Raw genomic sequence first — 20598 nt, forward strand, 5'->3', positions numbered from 1 at the left:
CTCAAATAAAAAGTGCGTATAGCCGCAGCTACAGCCAGTTCGTAAAGATTATCTATGGATAGCCACTAACACTGGTAAAGCAGCTTATGGGGTTTTAGAGTGCCGCTGAAAGAGCTGAGAAAATAACCGCGTTAAGTAAGTTTTTCTAGGCTGCCGAAATAGCGACGGTGCCGATCAGAAAACTCAGTCAATTTTTAAGCTCTGTTTTTATCAAATAAAGCCAGCCTGCTCGACTGGCTTTTTTTATAATGCTATTCGGTAATGCTCAGCGCGCCATGCCCGTTAATAAAACTGCGATAGGATAAAGTGAATTACTTTAAGCCTGATTTGGTTAGACCAAAGGCAGAGTCTTGCGAACCGGGCTCCATTAACGACAGTATCTGCATTCTATTCCAGATATTGATAAGCCCGATGGCGAAGGTCAGCTCAGAAATCTCTACTTCGGAGAAGTATTCCCGTGTTGAGTGATAAAGTTCATCACTGATGCCTTGGTCAGATAGTTTGGTTAGGGCTTCAGTCAGTTCCAGAGCTGCTTTTTCTTTGGCAGTGAACAGGGGAGACTCTCTCCAGATCGCGATGTGGTAGAGCCTTAGCTCTCTTTCACCTTTTATCTTGGCCTGCTTGATGTGCATGTCCAGACAAAAAGCGCAGCCATTCAGCTGGGAGGCGCGGATGTCAATCAGGCTTTTAATGTTAACATCAATGCTGGTTTTATGTGATGCCGTATTGGCATTGCTTAGTGCTTCTATAAGTGCCGGTACAGATTTAAAGTGATTTACACGGTTGCTCATAATGCTCTCTCTTTTGCAGATTTAGTTGATCGATAGTGCTTAATGCAATGGGTAAAGCTGTCGCTCTGCTGAGCGGGTCGTGCGTACCATCCACCCTGAAAAAAATCACATCAGTGATGCCGACATAAGCCAGAGCGGTTTTGATATAGGGTGTAAACAAATCGTCATTCACATAAAGTCCGCTGGAAAAAATCGAGCCACTGGATACGACTGTGTAGACTTTTTTGCCAATGACTAAACCTATTTTTGAGCCTTTCTCAGTGAAGCCGAACGTGCGGCCTGCCCGAGTTATATGGTCAAACCAGGCCTTCAATACCGATGGTAGTCCCAGGTTCCACATAGGGGAGGAAATCACAATCACGTCAGTATCGAGCAGCATATCAACAAGGCGATCTGACAAGAGGACTGCCTGCTTTTGCTCTTCTGATCGTTCTTCTTGATCGGTTGAAAAGGCGCTGATGGTCACAGCGTCAAGGTGAGGCAAGGGATCCATAGACAGATCTAACACGGTTTCAACTAACTGCGGATACGTTACTTTCAACTTAGATAACAGATGATCGGAAGCCTTCCTCGAAGTTGAGCCATTTATATTTTGACTGACTTTAATATGCAGCAGCTTCATGATTTTTTCCTTGTGCTACCCAATGTGAAATTGTGATTTATACTGTTTGGTCAATTGATTGCATAAGTGTATTTGTGAAGCCTAGGGAGCCTGCTATTCATCACCAGATGATGACTGCTTGCTAAGAGTGTGATTATTTTAGATAGTAATGACATATTAAGAAGGTACAGGACTGCTATAAAAAGGTAGGACACCGGGTGGGATACAAGGACATCTATGAGCGTTATAAAAAAGGGATTCTTTCTGGCAACCTGAAGCCGGGCGAAAAGGTGCCCTCTATTCGTGTGCTAGCCGAAGATCTAGGTGTGGCAAAGAAGACGGTGGAAGCGGCGTACGATATTCTTGTGGGTGAGGGCTATCTCGTTAGCCAGGGGTCACGGGGAACAGTGGTTAACCCTGATTTATCGATTGATACAGGAAATCCCCAAAAAGTTGTAAATCAGCTTCAGGATGAAGATCTTAAGAAGATTGTAGATCTGCGAGATAATCAGGGGCATTTCCGGTTGGGCATACCATCGCTTGACGAATTTCCTTATAAAAAATGGCTCTTGCTGTCGGGCAAGGTCGTTCGCGGCATGAGCTTAAGAGATATGGCTGTGCCTCCGGTTATGGGTCACAGACCGCTACGTGAGGCTATCGTCAATTATGTGAGGATTTCCCGCGGACTGAATTGCGCTCCGGAACAAGTTTTTATCACCAGTGGCTACAAAAGCAGTCTTGCGCTTATTCTGCAGGCGCTTTCAACAAACAATGACAAAGTGGTCTTTGAAGATCCCGGTTATTTTTTTGGTCAGAAGTTGCTTAAACGCATTGTATTGAATCTGCATTACGTACCTGTTGATGATAATGGACTGGATATTGATTATCTGGTGCGAGTTCATGGTGATGCGAAGTTTGTCATCACGACGCCCTCACATCATAGTCCAACGGCGGTGACGTTATCACTGGCAAGAAGGCATCAGTTGCTAGAATGGGCGCAGCACAATAGCGCTTGGGTCATCGAAGATGACTACGATGGTGAGTTCCACTACACACGAAAAGTGGTGCCAGCGCTGAAAAGCTTAGATAGCCAGGATCGTGTTATCTATGTCGGCACCTTTAGTAAGACACTGATGCCTTCTATACGCATCAGTTACATCGTTATTCCAAAGTCCATGATTTTGAGTTTCTTGGAAATAGGCGAAATTGTTGCAACTGGTTTGCCTTTACTTCCGCAGAAAATTCTGGCGATGTTTATTGCAGAAGGGCATTTTTTCAAGCATTTGAAAAAAATGCGGGCGTTATACCAGCAACGACGACTAATTGTAGTTAATGCTTTGCATAAAGTTTACCCTGGCATATTCAATGTTGAGCTGACTGATGGTGGCATGCATGTTGTGGCTTATCTCACAAAAGGCACTGAGGATGTGAAATTGTCGGATATTTGGCAAGCACACAACCTGCAAGTTTTTCCCTTATCGGCTTGGTATGCCCAAAACAAAAAACGTTATGGTCTGGTCGTCGGCTACACCAATATTCGCTCGGAAGATGAGGCTATCAATGCACTAAAGTTACCGTATGTGGATACGATGGCGTTGTTGGGCAAACCCCCGCACCATTAACCTGTCGTAGTCGATTAGCCCTGGTTAGACTGCGTTAGATAGGGGGTTAATGTGCCAGTCATAAATTTGCCACTACGGCGTTTAATGCTGAGTCTCACAACCTATTTATGTGTTGCCGAATGCGAAAATGGATCAGCGTAAAGACGGAGTAGCTTGGTTTACGCTTTGTGACCAAATTTTGCTACTGTTGCGCTAGCGCCTCGCTGTTTGTTCTTCACAGGTTCTATACCATTTGCTAATTATTGCTTCTATTTCAAATCTATTGGCGACCTAATGGGACCCCTTGGAAGGATTGCTAGTTCGCAGTTTAATTAGTTTTGACGGCTTTAACCTGCTCGTGAATTTGACCTCTTTGAATTTGACCTTCCATCTCGCTTTGCCATTTGTTATCGGTTTCAAGCATTGTCGGCTGCATGTGGCGTAGCTGGCGTTTTAATAGGCGGGTATACAGGAACTGGTTATACACCGCCCAACAGTGAAAGGTGAGGAAGGTGACGACAAAGCCGATGAGCACCATCTTGATCATAACCGAGTCATAAAGCTTACCCAGGATCTCCTCTTCCACAAAGAAGAACATGTACATTTTTACGACCACGAGCACCCATAACGCCAGCGTGGCAAGGGTGATAATGGTATCGCGAACGCGATAGCCCCAGCCTTTCTGGCAGGGGTTATCGATAATGACGGGCACTAGTTTATTGCTCATTGAATTGCTCCCCGCGGTCAGGGCTGTTCCAAGTGGCAAGCCTGCCTTTTTGCCGCATCATGGCTTTGGGGAAGGCAATGACCACGGTCGCCATATTGATAAGCCAGTAGGCGAAGGGGTACCAGATACTCCAGTAAACGCAGCGGAATATCTGTTTGTCGTAGCGGCTGTCGATATAGAAGCTAACGGTAAATTGAATGAAGCTGACGGCGATTAAGATGCTGCCAAAATAGGAAAGCACTCTTGCCGTAACTGGCCACTCCATCGGCATTAAGAGATGAGATACCAGCCAAGCAAGCATCAGAGTGATGACCGAGTAACACCAAACCACGCTGATAATATATTCCAGCATCAGCAGCCAGAAACGACGGTTTTTCCAGCGTACTGTCTGTGGGAAGTAGCGTAGAAAGACCTCGCCGCCACCCTGTGCCCACCGCAGCCGCTGCTTGAAAAGGCCGCGTAGTGTTTCCGGCATTAGCACCCAGCACATCGCTCTGGGCTCGTAACGTACCTGCCCACCGGCCAGCTGTAACCGCCAGCTTACATCGATATCTTCGGTCACCATGTCCGTATTCCAGCCGCCGATCTCTTCTAATGCTTTGCGCCGAAATGCACAGATAACGCCAGAAATAGTGAATACCATTACATTGTCGTGTCTTGCCCCTGTGCCGCTTCAGCGGTGAAACAGGCGAGCAGGAAAATCGGTAGTGCGTTAGGGCGACTGTGCATGATGAGATTCCTACACGGGAGGGCAGTGGCAGCATTTTGTAATCAAATGTATCTGCTTAGTGTATAGGAGTATCATTCAAGTCATTGCACGACTAAAACGTGAACTTGAGAAGGGTTGTTGTCAGCAAAAAGGGTGATAAATCTAATGCCTGTTTTGTTGACTCATTTTCTCTAGCTGTTCAATCATGCGACGAGCGGCGTTAGAAGGCGTGCGGTTGGTATGTACTAAATAGCCTAGTGAGCGATAGATGGGCGCCGTGTCGACATTGAGTTCTACGAGCTCACTGTCGATCATCTTCTCTGGTAGCAGGCTCCAGCCTAAGCCAACGCTGCACATCATTTTAAGCGTTTCTAAATAGTTGGTTGCCATACTGACCGGTAGCTGTAGGCCGGCTTCATGGAACCGCTGAGCAATGAGCGAGCCGGTAAATGTCTTGGCCCCGGGCATCACGCAGCTATAGTCACACAGCGCCGCGAGTGAAAGGCCTTTATGACCTGCCGATTTATGATGAGACTGGGGCTGATTGGCAAGAGGGTGGTCCGTCGCGCACACAAAACACAGCCGGTCACGCCATAACTCGACAACGTGCAGCTGTGCATAGGGGTGAGGTGCCAGCGTCACCACTGCCATTTCCAGGGTGCCGTCTAAAACACCTTGATACGCCTGTTCAGAGTCAAGAAAGTGCAGGTCTAGCTCTACCTCTGGATGGCGCTGAGTGTACTGCTTGAGTAGCGGCGGTAAACGGTGCAAACCGATGTGATGGCTGGTCGCAAGCGTTAGACGCCCACCCACCTGGCCTGAAAGATTGGCTAGCGCACGGCGACTATCTTCTACGGTAAATAGAATGCTTCGGGCTTGGGGTAGCAGCACGCTTCCGGCCTCGGTCAATGCAATGCGCCGCCCTATGCGATCGAATAAACGCGTGCCCACCTGGGATTCCAGCGTCGCAATGCGCTTGCTCACCGCCGGTTGGGTTAAGTGGAGCTGTTCGGCCGCGCGCGAGAAACTTTGCGTATCGGCCACGGCCAGAAAAGCCTGTAGGCTTTGAGTATCCATTTTGGTATTCCTGATTGGAATCTAAACTATGAATAACATGAATTGCTTTTATGCGCAGCCCGCGTAACACTCTAACCATCACTGGCACAGAGATGCCAGCAAGACCCATTAGCACGACCAACTAGCAAGAAAAGGGCGCAGCCCGGGAGAACCACATGTCAGGTCAAACGCTTTACGACAAACTCTGGAACCAGCACTTGGTCAAACAACGCGATGACGGCACCGCGTTGATTTATATCGATCGCCAGCTGCTTCACGAAGTGACTTCGCCTCAAGCGTTTGAAGGCCTGCGCTTAGCTAATCGCAAGCCATGGCGTTTAGATGCCAACCTAGCCACGCCCGATCACAACGTGCCAACCACGGTGAAAGAACGTGCCGAGGGTAATAGTGGGATTAAAGACCCTGTGTCGCTTATTCAGGTGCAAACCCTGGACGACAACTGCCTTGAGTATGGCATTGAAGAGTTCAAAATTAACGATCCACGCCAAGGCATTGTTCACGTAGTGGGCCCTGAGCAGGGTGCAACACTGCCGGGCATGACCGTGGTGTGCGGCGACTCTCATACTGCCACTCATGGTGCCTTTGGCGCATTGGCTCACGGTATCGGCACGTCGGAAGTTGAGCACGTGATGGCAACTCAGTGCTTGCTGGCGCAAAAAATGAAGAATATGCAGGTGCGCGTCGAAGGCGAGCTAGGTCTAGGCGTTACTGCTAAAGACGTTGTGCTAGCGATTATCGGCCAAATCGGCACCGCTGGCGGTACTGGCTATGCGATTGAGTTTGCGGGCAGCGCCATTGCCTCGCTCTCTATGGAAGGCCGCATGACCGTTTGTAATATGGCCATTGAAGCGGGTGCCCGGGTGGGTTTGATTGCCGTAGACGATACCACGATTGATTACCTTGGCCAGCGCCCCTTTGCCCCTACCGCGGAGCAGTGGGAAGCGGCCGTGTCTGACTGGCGCCAGTTGGTGTCCGATAAAGATGCCGCATTTGATAAAGTCGTTACTCTGAAAGCTGAAGAGATTGAACCCCAGGTGAGCTGGGGCACCAGCCCTGAGATGGTCACCGGTATTTCTGGCCAGGTGCCTGACCCGTTCGCCGCGCAAGATGAAACCGTTCAACGTAGCCACACTCGCGCGCTGGAGTACATGGGGCTGCACGCCAACCAGAAAATCACCGATATCAAGCTGGATAAAATCTTTATTGGTTCCTGCACTAACTCGCGCATTGAAGATCTGCGTGAGGCCGCCAAGGTTGCCCAGGGCAAGAAAGTGGCTAGCTCGATTAAGCTTGCTATGGTCGTGCCGGGCTCTGGTTTGGTAAAGCGTCAGGCAGAAGCCGAAGGCTTGGATAAAATCTTTATTGAAGCCGGTTTTGAGTGGCGCGAACCGGGTTGCTCTATGTGTTTGGCCATGAATGCGGATAAGTTGGGTGCCGGGGAACACTGTGCATCAACGTCTAACCGCAACTTTGAAGGCCGCCAGGGCTACGGTGGCCGCACTCACTTGGTCAGCCCCGCTATGGCCGCTGCAGCGGCCATAGCGGGTCATTTTGTTGACGTGCGCACCTTGCCAGCCAATGACGCCACTCACGCTCAGGAGGCCTAAGCCATGAAAAAGTTTACCCGTTTTGAAGGTGTGGTCGCGCCGCTTGATCGCGCTAACGTCGACACCGATTTGATTATTCCAAAGCAATTTTTGAAATCGATTAAACGCACCGGCTTTGGCGTTAACCTCTTTGATGAATTGCGTTATCTAGATGAGGGGCAGCCAGGGCAGGACTGTTCGCAGCGCCCGCTGAACCCTGATTTTGTGCTGAATCAACCACGCTTTAAAGGCGCTGAAGTGCTGCTGGCACGGCGCAATTTCGGCTGCGGCAGTTCTCGCGAGCATGCGCCTTGGGCGCTGGAAGATTTTGGTTTTAAAGTGGTGATTGCGCCCAGCTTTGCCGATATCTTTTATAACAACTCGTTCAAGAATGGCATTTTGCTGATCACCTTCCAAGAAGATGTGGTAGACCGTCTGTTTGCCGAGCTGGACGCCAATGAAGGCTATCAGTTGGATGTAGATTTAGAAAACCAGCGTGTCGTTACGCCCAGCGGTGAGGTTCTAGCGTTTGAAGTGGATGATTTCCGCAAACACTGCCTGTTGGAAGGATTGGACGATATTGGCCTGACGCTAAAAGACGAAGATGCTATTCGCGCCTTTGAGCAAAAACATAGGGCTGCGCGGCCCTGGTTATTCCGTGATACCGCCTAAGCCTGACGTTTATCGATTTTATTGTTAAGGAATCTGCATGACACATAAGGTCTTGTTGTTACCGGGAGATGGTATTGGTCCCGAGATTGCTGCCCAGGCGGCGCGCCTATTAAAAGCGTGCCAAGAAGCAGGTTTGGATATTGAAGTAGAAGAGGGTTTAGTGGGCGGTTCTGCCTACGACGTTCACGGCGACCCGCTGCCGGCGGAAACGCTGGCTAAAGCCAAAGCGGCCAGCGCTATCCTGCTAGCCGCAGTGGGCGGCCCTAAGTGGGATAAAATTGAAGATCTCTCTAAGCGTCCTGAAAAAGGCTTACTGGGGCTGCGTAAAAACCTTGGTTTGTTCGGCAACCTGCGCCCAGCCATGCTTTATCCGCAGCTAGCCAGCGCCTCTAGCCTGAAGCCTGAGCTGGTAGCTGGGCTTGATATTATGATTGTGCGCGAGCTCACCGGCGGTATTTACTTTGGCCAGCCTCGTGGCATTGAAGTGCGCAACGGCGAACGCGTGGGCTTTAATACCTATATTTATTCTGAAAGCGAGATTGAGCGTATCGGTCGCGTGGCATTTAAAATGGCCCAAAAGCGTGGCAAGAAGCTGTGCTCGGTCGATAAAGCCAATGTGCTGGAAGTGACGATTTTATGGCGCGAAGTGATGGAGCGCCTGGCACCGGAATATCCGGACGTTGAGCTTTCGCACATGTACGTCGACAACGCAGCCATGCAGCTGGTCCGCGCGCCCAAGCAGTTTGACGTTGTTGTTACCGGCAATATGTTTGGCGATATTCTTTCTGACGCCGCCGCGATGCTGACCGGCTCTATCGGCATGCTCCCTTCGGCGTCGTTAAATGAGAGCGGGCAGGGCATGTTTGAGCCTTGCCACGGCAGCGCGCCAGATATCGCTGGGCAGAATATTGCTAACCCGTTGGCGATGATGCTGTCGGTTGCCATGATGCTGCGCTATTCGCTCGATGAGACCGCGATGGCAGAGCGCATAGAAGCCGCCGTAGGCAGCGTGCTGGATGATGGCTGGCGCACTGCGGATATTGCTTCTGACGGCATGCAAACCATTGGCACCGAGGCAATGGGTGATGCGGTACTCGCCGCGTTTGCCAAGCAGTAAAGTAGCGACTGCCTTAAGGGCGCCTGGGACAAGCCGTAGAGGGGGTCATTTGCCATGGATGGCCAATGTAGCGCCCAGGGACGGGTTTACAGCGCCCCCTCGAAGGCTTGTCGCAGGGACACCCCTTAACCTCCCTGCTGGTTCCAAAATTACCCTAACGATTTGTGTATAATACAAGGACTCATTCTTTGCAGGAGGACTTCATATGTTGAAAGTCGGTTTCGTGGGATGGCGCGGCATGGTTGGCTCGGTGCTGATGCAACGCATGCAAGAAGATGGTGATTTTAACGGCATAGAGCCGGTTTTCTTTACCACTTCCCAGGTTGGCCAGCCCGGCCCCGACATCGGTGTAGAGGTACCTTCGCTGAAAGATGCCTTTGATATCGAGGCGCTTAAAGCGCTGGATGTCATTGTGACGTGCCAGGGCGGTGATTACACCAAGCCTGTCTATAAAGATCTACGTAGCGCTGGCTGGAAAGGCTACTGGATTGATGCCGCTAGCACGCTACGCATGGAAGACGAAGCAACAATCGTACTGGATCCGGTTAACCGCAAGGTGATCGATGACCAGCTCGCCAAAGGTGCTAAAACCTTTGTTGGCGGTAACTGCACCGTCAGCCTCATGCTTATGGGGTTGGGTGGTTTGTTTGAAGCCGATATGGTCGAGTGGATGACGTCCATGACGTACCAGGCCGCTTCAGGCTCCGGTGCTAAGCACATGCGCGAGTTGCTCAATCAAATGGGACAGCTTCATTCAAGCGTTGGCGATGAGCTGAAGAATACCTCAAGTGCGATTCTAGATATCGACCGTAAAGTGACGGCTGCTATGCGCAGCGGCGATTTTCCGACCGATAACTTTGGCGCACCGCTAGCGGGCAGCCTGTTGCCGTGGATCGATACTAAGTTGGATAACGGCCAGAGTCGTGAGGAGTGGAAGGGCAGCGTTGAGACCAACAAGATTTTGGGCCTCGACAATAACCCGATTCCCATTGACGGCCTGTGTGTGCGTATTGGCGCGATGCGCTCCCATAGTCAGGCGTTCACGATCAAGCTTAAGCATGATGTGCCGCTAGATGAGATTGAAGACCGCATTGCTAAGCACAATGAATGGGTCAAATTGATTCCTAATGATAAAGACGCCACCATCGCTGGGCTAACGCCTGCTGCCGCTACCGGCACGCTGCAAGTGCCGGTAGGGCGCCTTCGTAAGCTACAAATGGGCGGTGAGTATCTGTCTGCGTTCAGCGTTGGCGATCAACTGCTTTGGGGCGCCGCAGAGCCGCTTAAGCGCATGCTTAAGATTTTACGCGAGCAGTAATTGACGGCGGTTGTACATCAGTCTAAACGGGAAGCTGTTCGCAGCTTCCCGTTTTTTTTCGTGGCAACAACGCTCACGAATGGGAAATAAGCCAATATTTAGTTAAGTTATGGGGAGGGAAGTAGCGCCGCCAAGTTTAGCCGGTGGGAGAAATAAAGTAATACGCTAGGGAGCTTTATGAAACCAATACGCGCATGGGCTGTGTGTGTCTCACTGAGCTTGGTGAGTCCTCTCGCCATTGCCGTTGAGCTGGGGTACGCGAACGTCAGTTCTTATTTAAATGAGCCGTTGAAGGCTTCTCTATCGCTGCTTGGAAACAGTGATTACCCGTTGGAAGATATTAGCGTTAGGGTTGCCAATCAGACCGATTTCGCTGCTGCAGGGCTTGAGTGGACGCCGTCAGCCGCTAGCGTGACTGCCCAAGTTAAGGAACGACAGGGCCGCCGCCAGGTATATTTAAGTTCACAGCAGACCATGCAGGAGCCTTGGCTTGAGCTGCTGCTCACTCTGGAGTACCCAGGCGGGTCGCAGACCCGCGATGTCACGCTACTCTTTGATCCGCATGATTACGCCCAGCGCATGGCCTTAAATAATTTTCCTAACGATGACCAACAGCGCGCTTATATCAATCGTGGCGACACGCTATGGAGCGTTGCCGAGCGAACTAAGCCTGCAAAGGCTAGCGTTCAGCAGATGATGGCAGCGCTTGTTGACGCTAATCCTAATATTTTTCCGTCAGGTAATGCTAACGAGATCCGAGCAGGCCAAACGCTGCGCGTGCCGAATGAAGAGCGCGTAATGGCACGCTCAAGTGTGGACATGCCGAATGCCCCAGCAGACTCTACCCAAGCTCTGCAGACAAGCGAGATTGATCTTTCCAGCGGTGCTGCTAATGCTGATGCTTTTTTGACAGTAGACCGGCCCGCGGCGATTGAAGAGGACATTGAGCCGCCTGAGGCCTTACTTCCCGGCGGGCTGGCCGAGCAGCTGCGCTCAAACCAGGCGGCGCTTCAACAGGTGCGTGACGAGCGCGAATTAATGCGTACCGAGTTAAGTGAGCTGCGCAGCGATATTGCCTCACTGGCGGAGGCGCTCAGCGATGCGCTCTCTAGCCAAGCGGTTGCTGCGGAGCAATCTCCTGCGCGACCCGCTGCCAGTACGAGCGAGGGGCAGAGTGCGAACACTTTCATCGCGGATTACCAGTGGCCGCTTGGGCTAACGGCCATCGTTCTACTGGTTGTGTTATTGATCTGGCGGCGTAAGCATCAAGATGAGACCTGGGACGACGCAGCGATGGCGAAGGCCGTGATAAAGCCCTCTGCTTCACCCACGTTAACGCCCGGACCGGATAGTGCGACAGGCGTGCCTGCCTCGCAGCAGAAGGTCGATGATGATCACAATAAACGCCCACTGGGAGAGGGTGAAAGGGATGAAAGCCCCGACCACTGGCTGGTTGATTATCATCCGCCTAACGAACAGCTTGCTACGCATCGTGCAACTGGCGCTAATCGCGCCCCTGGCTCAATCGAGGCGTCGTGGGAAATTGAGGAGGTGGCATTCAAGCCGGTTGATAACCGGTGACGAGGGCGCTCAAGGCTTGATGTAGGGAACTGCCGTCGAAATACGGCGTCTGAAATTCGCATCTCGCTTGCAGCTAAGAGGTCTCGGATCGTAAATGCTGCGAATTGACTGTCTACATACAAAGGATAGGTGTTCATGGATCGTAGAAGTGTGCTCAAGAGCGCGTTGGCGCTAGCGGCCTGGTATGGCTTGCCTTCGGCACCTCTGTTCGCCGCGGCCAGTGCCTCTAGTCGTATCGCGGATGGCGATTCTCAAGCCTTCAGTTTCGACTGGCTTCAGGATTATGCCCGCGACCTCGCCGTCAAACCCTATCAGAGCACTGTCCAGCAGTTGCCGCCGACGCTGAGCAATCTCACGCCACAGCGCTACAACGAAATCGGCTACGATCCCCACCACTCTCTCTGGGATCAGTTGAATGGCCCGCTTGACGTACAGTTCTTCCACGTGGGGATGGCATTCGACCAGCCGGTGCGGATGTATTCGGTGGACCCTGAGACCAGCCAGGCGAGAGAGATTCACTTTCGTCCCGACCTGTTCAACTATTCGGGCGCTCACGTCGATGTCTCGCAGCTCGAAGGGCAGGGCGAGCTGGGCTTTGCCGGCTTCCGGGTGTTTAAGGAGCCTTCGCTGACCGAGCGCGATATCGTGTCTTTTCTCGGCGCCAGTTACTTCCGTGCGGTCGATGACACCTATCAGTACGGCATCTCCGCCCGCGGTATTGCCGTCAATACCTACACCGATGAAGCCAACGAGCAGTTTCCGGCGTTTACTCGCTTCTGGTTCGAAACACCGGAAGCCGGCGCCACGACCTTCGTGGCCCATGCGCTGCTTGACTCTCCGAGCCTAGCTGGCGCCTACCGCTTCGTCATCCATTGTGAAGATAACCGAGTGGTGATGGAGATCGACAAGCATCTCTTTCCGCGAGAATCGATTGCCCAGCTCGGGCTGTCGCCGATGACCAGCATGTTCAGCTGCGGTACCCAGCAGCGCGACATGTGCCTGACCTTCCACCCACAGATCCACGACTCCGATCGTCTCTCGATCTGGCGCGGCAACGGCGAGTGGATCTGCCGGCCCCTTAATAACCCGCCACGTTTGCAGTTCAACTCGTTCAGCGACAACAGCCCCAAGGGCTTTGGCTTGCTGCAAACTGACCACGAGTTCGACAGCTACGAAGATATCGTGGGCAACTATCACAACCGTCCTAGTCTCTGGGTTGAGCCTCTGGGCGACTGGGGGCGAGGTGAAATTCAGTTGCTTGAGATCCCCACCTCTGGTGAGACCATGGACAACATCGTGGCCTTCTGGAAGCCGGAAGCGGCGGTAGAGGCGGGGCAGGCACTGCACTACGCCTACAAGCTTCACTGGAGTGCTCTTCCACCCGTGCAGAGCGACCTAGCGCGAGTCCGCAAGACGTTTACCGGTATCGGTGGTTTCCCCGAGGGCTGGGCGCCGGGTGAGCACTTTCCGGACGTCTGGGCTCAGCGCATCGCTATCGATTTTGTCGGTGGTGATGTTAAGCACTTCCACGACAATGAGATCGGGCTTCAGACCCACCTCGACGTGCCCGAAGGCGAGGTCAAGAATGTTCAGATTTTTTGGGTAGATGACTTCGAGGGCTTCCGTATTCAGTTCGATTGGTATCCCACCAGCGACGCTTTAGACCCACTCGACATGCGCCTGACGCTAAGCGCCGAGGGCGTAACCATCAGTGAGACCTGGGTCTATCAGTACTTCCCGCCGATGCCGGAAGACCGCCAGTTCCCGGAGAGAGTCCCAGCACGCTGAGGTTGAATTCCACCCGAGCGTCAGAACGGCAACAATAGTCCCTGCTAAAAAGCTGCGCAGGCAGGTTGAGGAAGAGTGAACAATTGAAGAGGTGGCATTCAAGCCGCGAGGCCGGGATAATAGCGAACCTTCAAAATCATTTAAAATGACGTGGCTTGATGACGCTGTCCTATCACTTCGATGAGAAAATTCCGCTTACTGGCCGTTTGGCAATGGGTATTGAATACGACGGTACCCATTACTGCGGTTTTCAGCGCCTAAAGCATGCAGCTTCCGTTCAGGCGTCGTTAGAAGTCGCGCTGAGCAAGGTGGCCAATGAGCCGATCCAGATTCACGCCAGCGGGCGCACCGACTCCGGGGTGCATGCCACGCGTCAAGTCGTGCATTTTGACCCGCCGGTCGGGCGTTCAGAAAAAGCCTGGATATTTGGTGTCAATACCCATTTGCCTCGAGATATTGCCGTGCGCTGGGTAAAACCTGTGGGGGATGACTTTCACTCGCGGCTATGCGCGCTTGGCCGTCGTTACCGCTACGTGTTGCTAAATCAAGTCAGCCGTCCGGTGCTAGAGCGGGCGAATGTGACCTGGTGCCGTGACGCGCTAGATGCAGACGCCATGCATCGTGCCGCCCAGTCGCTGGTGGGCGAACATGATTTTTCCAGCTTTCGTGCCGCTGGCTGCCAGTCTAAAACGCCCTGGCGGCATATGCATTTTGTTGATGTAAAACGCTATGGCCAGCTTGTGATGATCGATATTCAAGGCAACGCATTTTTGCATCATATGATTCGTAACATTGCCGGCGCGCTGGTTAGCGTTGGGCGTGGTGCGAAGAGCGAGGCCTATATTGGCGAACTGTTAGCGCTGCAGAATCGCCGTCAGGGCGACGTTACCGCGCCAGCCTGCGGGCTGCATTTTGTCGATTCCGTTTATGATGAGCGGTTTGACTTGCCTAAAGAACCGTTGGGGCCGCATCTTCTTTCGTTTACCGGCGAGTGGACCGGCGAGCGGGAGTTGCCGGATACGCCACGTGTTGCCTATCGCCGCAGCCGCTCGCTAAACGGTGCGGCTGGCTCTGAGCAGGAGACGTCGTTTTGAGTGCTGATCCATTAACGCGCACGCGCATCAAGTTTTGCGGTTTTACCCGTTCAGATGATATCGATAGCGCCGTCGCGGTCGGCGTAGATGCAGTAGGCTTCGTCATGTGGCCAAAAAGTAAGCGCGGTGTGAGTGTTGAGCAACTGGCCGAACTGTCTGCCCGCGTTCCTGCTTTTGTAACCCGCGTTGGGCTGTTTGTGGATCAGTCTACTGAGTTGATTGAGCAGTGTTTGCCGCATCTTGATTTGCTTCAGTTCCATGGTGACGAAACGCCTGAAGCGTGCCAGCAGTATGGGGTGGCGTGGATAAAAGCATTACGTATGCGTGATGAAATAGACTTGGCGCAACAGGCTGAACGCTACCACCAGGCACAGGCGCTGCTTTTAGATGCCTATCGTCCAGGGGCGCCGGGCGGTACTGGAGAGACCTTCGATTGGTCGAGAATCCCCGCAAATCTTGCAAAACCTGTTATCCTCGCCGGTGGGCTGACGCCAGATAATATTGCCGAGGCTGTGCGTCAAGTTATGCCCTATGCAGTTGATGTGTCAGGGGGTATTGAAGCCGCCTACGGCTGTAAGGATGCTGCCAAAATGGCTGCTTTTGTTCGCCACGTGGCGTTAGCCGACACACGCTAGCCTATGTTTATCGAGCTGCGTTTTACGTTGATCCATTTATTGTTTGCCTGTTCTGGCGATCTTGTGAGGTATCTCTGTGACCGTTTCTGCGACTGGTGTTTCTAAAGCTGTACTTGAAACGAAGTTCAGCGAGCTAACCCAAATGCCGGATGCCCGTGGTCATTTTGGCCCCTACGGCGGTCGGTTTGTGTCTGAAACCCTCAGCTTCGCGTTGGAAGAGTTGGAGAAAACGTACTTAAGCTTACGTGACGACCCCGACTTCCAAGCTGAATTTGACTATGACCTTGCTCATTACGTTGGCCGTCCTTCACCGCTTTATCATGCCAAGCGCTGGTCGGAGAGTCTGGGCGGTGCGCAAATTTGGTTGAAGCGGGAAGACCTGAATCACACCGGTGCTCACAAGGTCAATAATACGATTGGCCAGGCGCTGCTGGCTAAGAAAACTGGCAAGCCGCGTATTATCGCCGAAACGGGAGCCGGCCAGCATGGTGTTGCTTCTGCTACCGTGGCTGCTCGCTTAGGGCTTGAGTGCGATGTTTATATGGGCGCTGAAGACGTAGAGCGCCAGAAGTTGAACGTTTACCGCATGCGCCTGCTGGGTGCCCGCGTGATTCCGGTAGAGTCCGGCACCCGCACGCTTAAAGATGCTATGAACGAAGCGCTGCGCGACTGGGTAACTAACGTCGATAACACCTTCTATATCATCGGTACCGTGGCCGGCCCGCACCCTTATCCACTGCTGGTGCGTGATTTCAATTCGGTAGTAGGGCGCGAGGCGCGCCGCCAGTCCCTTGAGCAGATTGGCCGCCTACCTGATGCCTTGATTGCCTGTGTTGGCGGTGGTTCTAACGCTATGGGGCTTTTCTACCCGTTTGTGGAAGACGACGCGGTGGCTATGTATGGCGTTGAAGCCGGTGGGGATGGCGTTGAAACTGGTCGCCATGCGGCGCCCCTCACGACGAACGCGCCACGGGGCGTCCTGCACGGCAACCGTACTTATTTAATGTCCGATGAAGCAGGCCAGGTGTCCGACACCCACTCTATTTCGGCGGGCCTTGATTATCCCGGAGTAGGCCCTGAACACGCGCTGTGGAAAGACGTCGGGCGCGTTAGCTACGTGGCGGCCAATGATAAAGAGGTGCTGGAAGCATTTCGCGAGCTAACGCATATGGAAGGTATTATGCCCGCCCTTGAGTCGGCACATGCGCTGGCCCATGCAAAAGTTTTGGCACCGACCATGCGTCCTGACCAGCATATTATCGTTAATCTTTCCGGTCGCGGCGACAAAGACATCATGACGGTGGCCAAGATTGATGGCATAGAGTTTTAAGAATCAGTCATTTTAAGCGCAGCTTTTTTAAGGGTAAGCATGAACCGTATTGATCAGCGTTTCAGTGAACTTAAACAGCAGGGCCGTAAGGCTCTAATCCCTTACATTACCGCCGGGGATCCAGCGCCGCAGTATACCGTGGGCTTTATGCATGCACTGGTGGATGCGGGCGCCGATATTATTGAACTTGGCGTACCATTTTCTGATCCTATGGCCGACGGCCCTGTGATTCAAAAAGCCTGTGAACGTGCATTGAAGCAAGGTACGCGGCTGGTTGATCTAATGCAGATGGTCAAAGAGTTTCGCCAAGCGGATACCACCACGCCGGTGGTGCTGATGGGCTATTTAAACCCTATCGAGCGCATTGGCTATGAGAGTTTTGCCGATCAAGCCGCTGATGTTGGCGTAGACGGCGTTCTGATTGTCGATATGCCGCCTGAAGAAGCGGATGAAATTGGGCCGTTGCTAAAGGCTCGTGATTTAGCCGCGATTTTTCTCGTTGCGCCTACCACTTCTAACGAGCGTGCCGCTACAATATGCGCCCATGGTAATGGCTACTTGTACTATGTTTCGCTGAAAGGCGTGACAGGCGCGGCCACCCTGAACGCAGACGATGTAGCTGAGCATTTGGCGCCGCTGCGGGGGATGACCGATTTGCCACTATGCGTTGGCTTTGGTATTCGTGATGGCGCGACCGCATCCGAAGTGGCTAAAGTGGCTGATGGTGTGATTGTTGGTAGCGCCTTGGTTAACCGTATTGCTGAAAGCCTGGATGCCCCGGAAACTATCGCGGGCCAGTTGAAAAGTGTATTAGCAGAAATGCGCACGGCGATGGATGCCTAAAGAAAAACGCTTTATCGCCTATACTTAATAAATTAATGACACTCATCAAGCTTGGTTTTGCCAAGCGTTGACGTAAAACGGAAGCCTTTTTGATATGAGCTGGTTAGACAAGATCGTTCCCTCAATGGGTCGTATCCAGCGTAAAGACCGTCGCGCTAGCGTGCCCGACGGCCTCTGGCGTAAATGTCCCAAGTGCGAAGCAGTTCTCTATCTCCCTGAGTTAGAGAAACACAATAGCGTTTGTCCCAAGTGCGATCACCATTTGCGCTTAACGGCACGCAAGCGCTTGGACTGGTTCTTGGATAAAGACGGGCGCGAAGAGGTTGCAGCCGATCTTGAGCCAAATGATCGGCTGAAGTTTCGCGACTCTAAAAAGTACAAGGATCGCCTGACCGCAGCGCAAAAAGACACCGGTGAGAAAGATGCCCTGGTGGCGATGCGCGGTGAGTTAGACGGCCTGCCGGTGATTGCCGTCGCGTTCGAGTTTACCTTTATGGGTGGCTCGATGGGGGCGGTAGTCGGCGAGAAGTTTGTGCGTGCTGCTACGTTAGCGCTTAACGAGAATATTCCGCTGGTATGTTTTGCGGCCTCCGGTGGTGCGCGCATGCAGGAAGCGCTCTTTTCACTGATGCAGATGGCAAAAACATCGGCGGCACTTGAAAGGCTTAAACAGGCGGGCGTGCCGTATATCTCGGTACTGACAGACCCCGTGTTTGGTGGTGTTTCGGCGTCTCTCGCGATGCTGGGTGATTTGAATATTGCTGAACCCAATGCCCTGATTGGCTTTGCGGGGCCTCGCGTTATCGAACAGACGGTGCGCGAAACGCTGCCGGAAGGTTTCCAGCGCAGCGAGTTTTTACTCGACCACGGTACGGTAGATATGATTGTCCATCGTCATGAGATGCGCGCACGCGTGGGCAGCGTTTTGCGTAAGCTAACGCATCACGATGCAGCGCCAGTAACTTTCGATGTAGACGATGAGGCGGATGTTTCTGAGCCAATCGTTGAGGAAGCTGTTTTGGCGGACGATGCAGAAGCAACGTTGACTAAGCTCGATACGGCTAAGAGTGACGACCATTCGCGCAATGCCTGATTCTGACGCTGTGTCGCCATTGGCTTCAGAGCGACCGTCTTTAGAGCAGCTGTCTTTAAAACGGTGGTCTTTAGACCAGTGGCTTCAGCATCTGGAAACGCTGCATCCGGTCGGCATTGATATGGGCCTGAAGCGGGTGTCGCAGGTAGCTAATCGTATGGGGCTGCTTTCTCGTCCCATTGCCTCCTGCGTTATTACCGTCGCAGGCACGAATGGCAAGGGGTCAACCCTGGCCATGATCGATAGCGTAGCCCGTGCTCACGGTCAGCGGGTGGGTACTTATACCTCGCCCCACTTACTGCGCTATAACGAACGCGTCAAAATCGCCGGCCAGGAGGCCGATGATCAGCTGCTGATAGAGGGTTTTGAGCACGTTGAACGTGCGCGCTTACAAGAGCCTGAAATAAGCCTGACGTATTTTGAAGCGGGCACGCTATGTGGGTTGTGGTGTTTGGCCCGTGCAGAGCTTGATCTCGCCGTGCTGGAAGTGGGGCTGGGTGGCCGGCTTGATGCGATCAATATTATTGATGCGGATGTGGCAGTTGTGACCACAATCGCCCAGGATCATGCTAATTTTCTAGGTACAGACATAGCTCAGATTGGACGTGAAAAGGCAGGTATCTTTCGTGCCGGGCATCCTGCAGTGCTTGGTAGCTTAACATTGCCCGAAAGCGTTGCTGAATACGCGCACACGCTGGGAGCTCCCGTATTTCGATTAGGCCAACATTTTCAGCATGACGCCTTTGCCAGTGGGCTTAAAACGTGGCGCTGGCAGGGCCAGCAAGCAGATGAGACGGGCATCGTGCTGGATCGATTGCCTGATCCCGGGCTGCCGATTGATAATGCCGCCACGGCTCTGCAGGCACTTGCACTCACTGGACTCACGCTTGAACAAGGTCGCGTGCAAAAGGCGCTGAGTAGCGTCATTCTAGCAGGGCGCATGCAGTGGGTGGGTCAGTGGTGCTTGGATGTCGGGCATAACCCTCACGCTGCGGAATATATCGCTAACTACTTGCCGCTTCCGCCGGGCAATGGCCGGCAGTGGGGCCTTATTGGCATGTTGAATGATAAAGATATCGACGGTGTCATACAGGCATTGTCGGCCCGTATAACTGACTGGGTGTGTGTGACCCTAACGGGAGAGCGTGGCTGCCAAGCCCAAGCGTTGTCTCAACGAATAATTGCACAGGGAGGGCGGGTACACTTTTGCGCTGACACGCCGCAAGCAGGCGCTGATTGGTTGGCGAAGGTGTTAACGCTCAATGATCGTGTCTTGGCCACCGGGTCGTTCTTTACTGTAGCGGCTTTGTTAGCTAGGCCACTGCCAACAGGCGCAGTGTCGCTTGATGGAGACGAAAATGAAATACGGTAAAACGGAACGTATCAGCGGAATTGTGATTTTACTCGCGCTGCTGGCGATTTTTGTGCCATGGCTAATGAGTGACCCCGCGCCCAGGGAAGAACGCCCGCAGCCGAGCTTTGTGATTGAAAAGCCGACTGAAGTAGAGCGTCGCGATGTGCCTGCGCCTGAGCGACCTTCAACCGTTAACGAGCCTTCATTATCGTCAACGCCTAGCAGTGCGAATAGTGACGGCTATATACCCATTGATGTCAGTCCTCGCACGCCACAGACCGATCAATCCCAGCGGCCTGCGGCCAGCGGCTCTGATGCGGCTACGTCCGATAACGACCCTATCGCTGATTTAATGGCTACTAATAACAGCGGCAGTAATTCCGGCAGTGGTAGTAATAGTACTAGCAATACCGCTTCACAGAGCTCATCCAGCCCATCCGCTAGCCCTCAAGGGCAGTGGGCGGTGCAAGTTGGCAGCTTTGGAGAAGCGGCAAATGCCCGGCGCTTGGGTGAGCAGCTTTCCGGCGAAGGTTTTACCGTCTATCAGCGTGAGCGGGATAACAACATGACGACCGTGTTTGTGGGGCCTTATGCGACATCGGAAGATGGTGATGCTGCCATGACATCGATTAAAGAGCGCGCTAATGTCCAAGGGCTGCTTGTGCGAGTAAGAGATTAACG

At 52.8% G+C, this 20598-nt stretch carries 19 protein-coding genes; 14 read left to right on the top strand and 5 right to left on the bottom strand.

Annotated features, from left to right (window positions below; translation table 11 throughout):
* Positions 1-311: 311 nt before the first annotated feature.
* Both ACT3TR_RS15390 and ACT3TR_RS15395 read right to left on the bottom strand, forming a co-directional pair.
* Positions 312-791 (bottom strand): carboxymuconolactone decarboxylase family protein, encoded by a 480-nt coding sequence (locus ACT3TR_RS15390; protein ID WP_441684316.1) that lies wholly within the window; start codon positions 789-791, stop codon positions 312-314.
* A complete protein-coding gene (locus ACT3TR_RS15395) occupies positions 766-1413 on the bottom strand; it encodes an FMN-dependent NADH-azoreductase (protein WP_441684315.1) in 648 nt (215 codons plus the stop codon). The genes ACT3TR_RS15390 and ACT3TR_RS15395 overlap by 26 nt, the downstream gene beginning before the upstream one ends.
* Before the next feature lie 197 nt (positions 1414-1610).
* Between ACT3TR_RS15395 and pdxR the strand changes: the two genes are divergently transcribed.
* Entirely contained in the window at positions 1611-3014 is a 1404-nt protein-coding gene (gene pdxR, locus ACT3TR_RS15400; RefSeq protein WP_441684314.1) for a MocR-like pyridoxine biosynthesis transcription factor PdxR, read from the top strand.
* Between the two features lie 307 nt (positions 3015-3321).
* Here pdxR and ACT3TR_RS15405 read toward each other — a convergent pair whose 3' ends face one another.
* From ACT3TR_RS15405 to ACT3TR_RS15415, 3 genes are all read right to left on the bottom strand, one after another.
* Positions 3322-3720, bottom strand: coding sequence for a hypothetical protein (locus ACT3TR_RS15405; protein WP_444625600.1), 399 nt, complete (start codon positions 3718-3720; stop codon positions 3322-3324).
* Positions 3710-4363, bottom strand: coding sequence for a glycosyltransferase family 2 protein (locus ACT3TR_RS15410; RefSeq protein WP_441684312.1), 654 nt, complete (start codon positions 4361-4363; stop codon positions 3710-3712). Before ACT3TR_RS15410 ends, ACT3TR_RS15405 begins: the two co-directional genes overlap by 11 nt.
* Before the next feature lie 228 nt (positions 4364-4591).
* The gene (locus tag ACT3TR_RS15415; RefSeq protein ID WP_444625599.1) at positions 4592-5506 is read right to left on the bottom strand and encodes a LysR family transcriptional regulator; all 915 of its coding nucleotides are present in this window, start codon (positions 5504-5506) and stop codon (positions 4592-4594) included.
* Between the two features lie 155 nt (positions 5507-5661).
* On the opposite strand from ACT3TR_RS15415, the gene leuC reads away from it, so the two are divergent.
* The 13 genes from leuC (at position 5662) to ACT3TR_RS15480 (ending at position 20596) form a co-directional block, all read left to right on the top strand.
* A complete protein-coding gene (gene leuC / locus ACT3TR_RS15420; RefSeq protein WP_096279658.1) occupies positions 5662-7113 on the top strand; it encodes a 3-isopropylmalate dehydratase large subunit in 1452 nt (483 codons plus the stop codon).
* 3 nt (positions 7114-7116) lie between these two features.
* Positions 7117-7764 (top strand): 3-isopropylmalate dehydratase small subunit, encoded by a 648-nt coding sequence (gene leuD, locus ACT3TR_RS15425; protein ID WP_096279660.1) that lies wholly within the window; start codon positions 7117-7119, stop codon positions 7762-7764.
* A 37-nt stretch (positions 7765-7801) separates the two neighbouring features.
* Positions 7802-8881, top strand: a complete 1080-nt coding sequence (gene leuB, locus ACT3TR_RS15430; RefSeq protein ID WP_096279662.1) for a 3-isopropylmalate dehydrogenase — start codon at positions 7802-7804, stop codon at positions 8879-8881.
* A gap of 205 nt (positions 8882-9086) precedes the next feature.
* Positions 9087-10199 carry an aspartate-semialdehyde dehydrogenase gene (gene asd, locus ACT3TR_RS15435; protein ID WP_096279665.1) on the top strand — a complete coding sequence of 371 codons (1113 nt, stop codon included), beginning with the start codon at positions 9087-9089 and terminating at the stop codon, positions 10197-10199.
* A gap of 177 nt (positions 10200-10376) precedes the next feature.
* Positions 10377-11780, top strand: coding sequence for a type IV pilus assembly protein FimV (locus ACT3TR_RS15440; RefSeq protein WP_444625598.1), 1404 nt, complete (start codon positions 10377-10379; stop codon positions 11778-11780).
* A gap of 135 nt (positions 11781-11915) precedes the next feature.
* Positions 11916-13568, top strand: a complete 1653-nt coding sequence (locus ACT3TR_RS15445) for a glucan biosynthesis protein D (protein ID WP_444625597.1) — start codon at positions 11916-11918, stop codon at positions 13566-13568.
* A 158-nt stretch (positions 13569-13726) separates the two neighbouring features.
* On the top strand, positions 13727-14662 hold the full coding sequence (gene truA, locus ACT3TR_RS15450; RefSeq protein WP_096279671.1) for a tRNA pseudouridine(38-40) synthase TruA: 936 nt from the start codon (positions 13727-13729) through the stop codon (positions 14660-14662).
* A complete protein-coding gene (locus ACT3TR_RS15455; protein ID WP_441684306.1) occupies positions 14659-15297 on the top strand; it encodes a phosphoribosylanthranilate isomerase in 639 nt (212 codons plus the stop codon). Before truA ends, ACT3TR_RS15455 begins: the two co-directional genes overlap by 4 nt.
* Before the next feature lie 76 nt (positions 15298-15373).
* On the top strand, positions 15374-16627 hold the full coding sequence (trpB, locus tag ACT3TR_RS15460) for a tryptophan synthase subunit beta (protein ID WP_407647806.1): 1254 nt from the start codon (positions 15374-15376) through the stop codon (positions 16625-16627).
* A 39-nt stretch (positions 16628-16666) separates the two neighbouring features.
* A complete protein-coding gene (gene trpA, locus ACT3TR_RS15465; RefSeq protein WP_096279675.1) occupies positions 16667-17470 on the top strand; it encodes a tryptophan synthase subunit alpha in 804 nt (267 codons plus the stop codon).
* A gap of 94 nt (positions 17471-17564) precedes the next feature.
* On the top strand, positions 17565-18563 hold the full coding sequence (accD, locus tag ACT3TR_RS15470; protein ID WP_096279677.1) for an acetyl-CoA carboxylase, carboxyltransferase subunit beta: 999 nt from the start codon (positions 17565-17567) through the stop codon (positions 18561-18563).
* Positions 18556-19935: a bifunctional tetrahydrofolate synthase/dihydrofolate synthase gene (gene folC, locus ACT3TR_RS15475; RefSeq protein ID WP_444625596.1), complete on the top strand. Its 1380-nt coding sequence runs from the start codon at positions 18556-18558 to the stop codon at positions 19933-19935. The genes accD and folC overlap by 8 nt, the downstream gene beginning before the upstream one ends.
* Complete coding sequence (locus ACT3TR_RS15480) at positions 19922-20596, top strand: SPOR domain-containing protein (RefSeq protein ID WP_441684303.1); 675 nt, start codon at positions 19922-19924, stop codon at positions 20594-20596. The genes folC and ACT3TR_RS15480 overlap by 14 nt, the downstream gene beginning before the upstream one ends.
* Positions 20597-20598: the final 2 nt, after the last annotated feature.

Source organism: Halomonas sp. AOP12-B1-6 (assembly GCF_052379225.1).
GTDB classification, from domain to species: Bacteria; Pseudomonadota; Gammaproteobacteria; order Pseudomonadales; family Halomonadaceae; genus Vreelandella; species Vreelandella casei.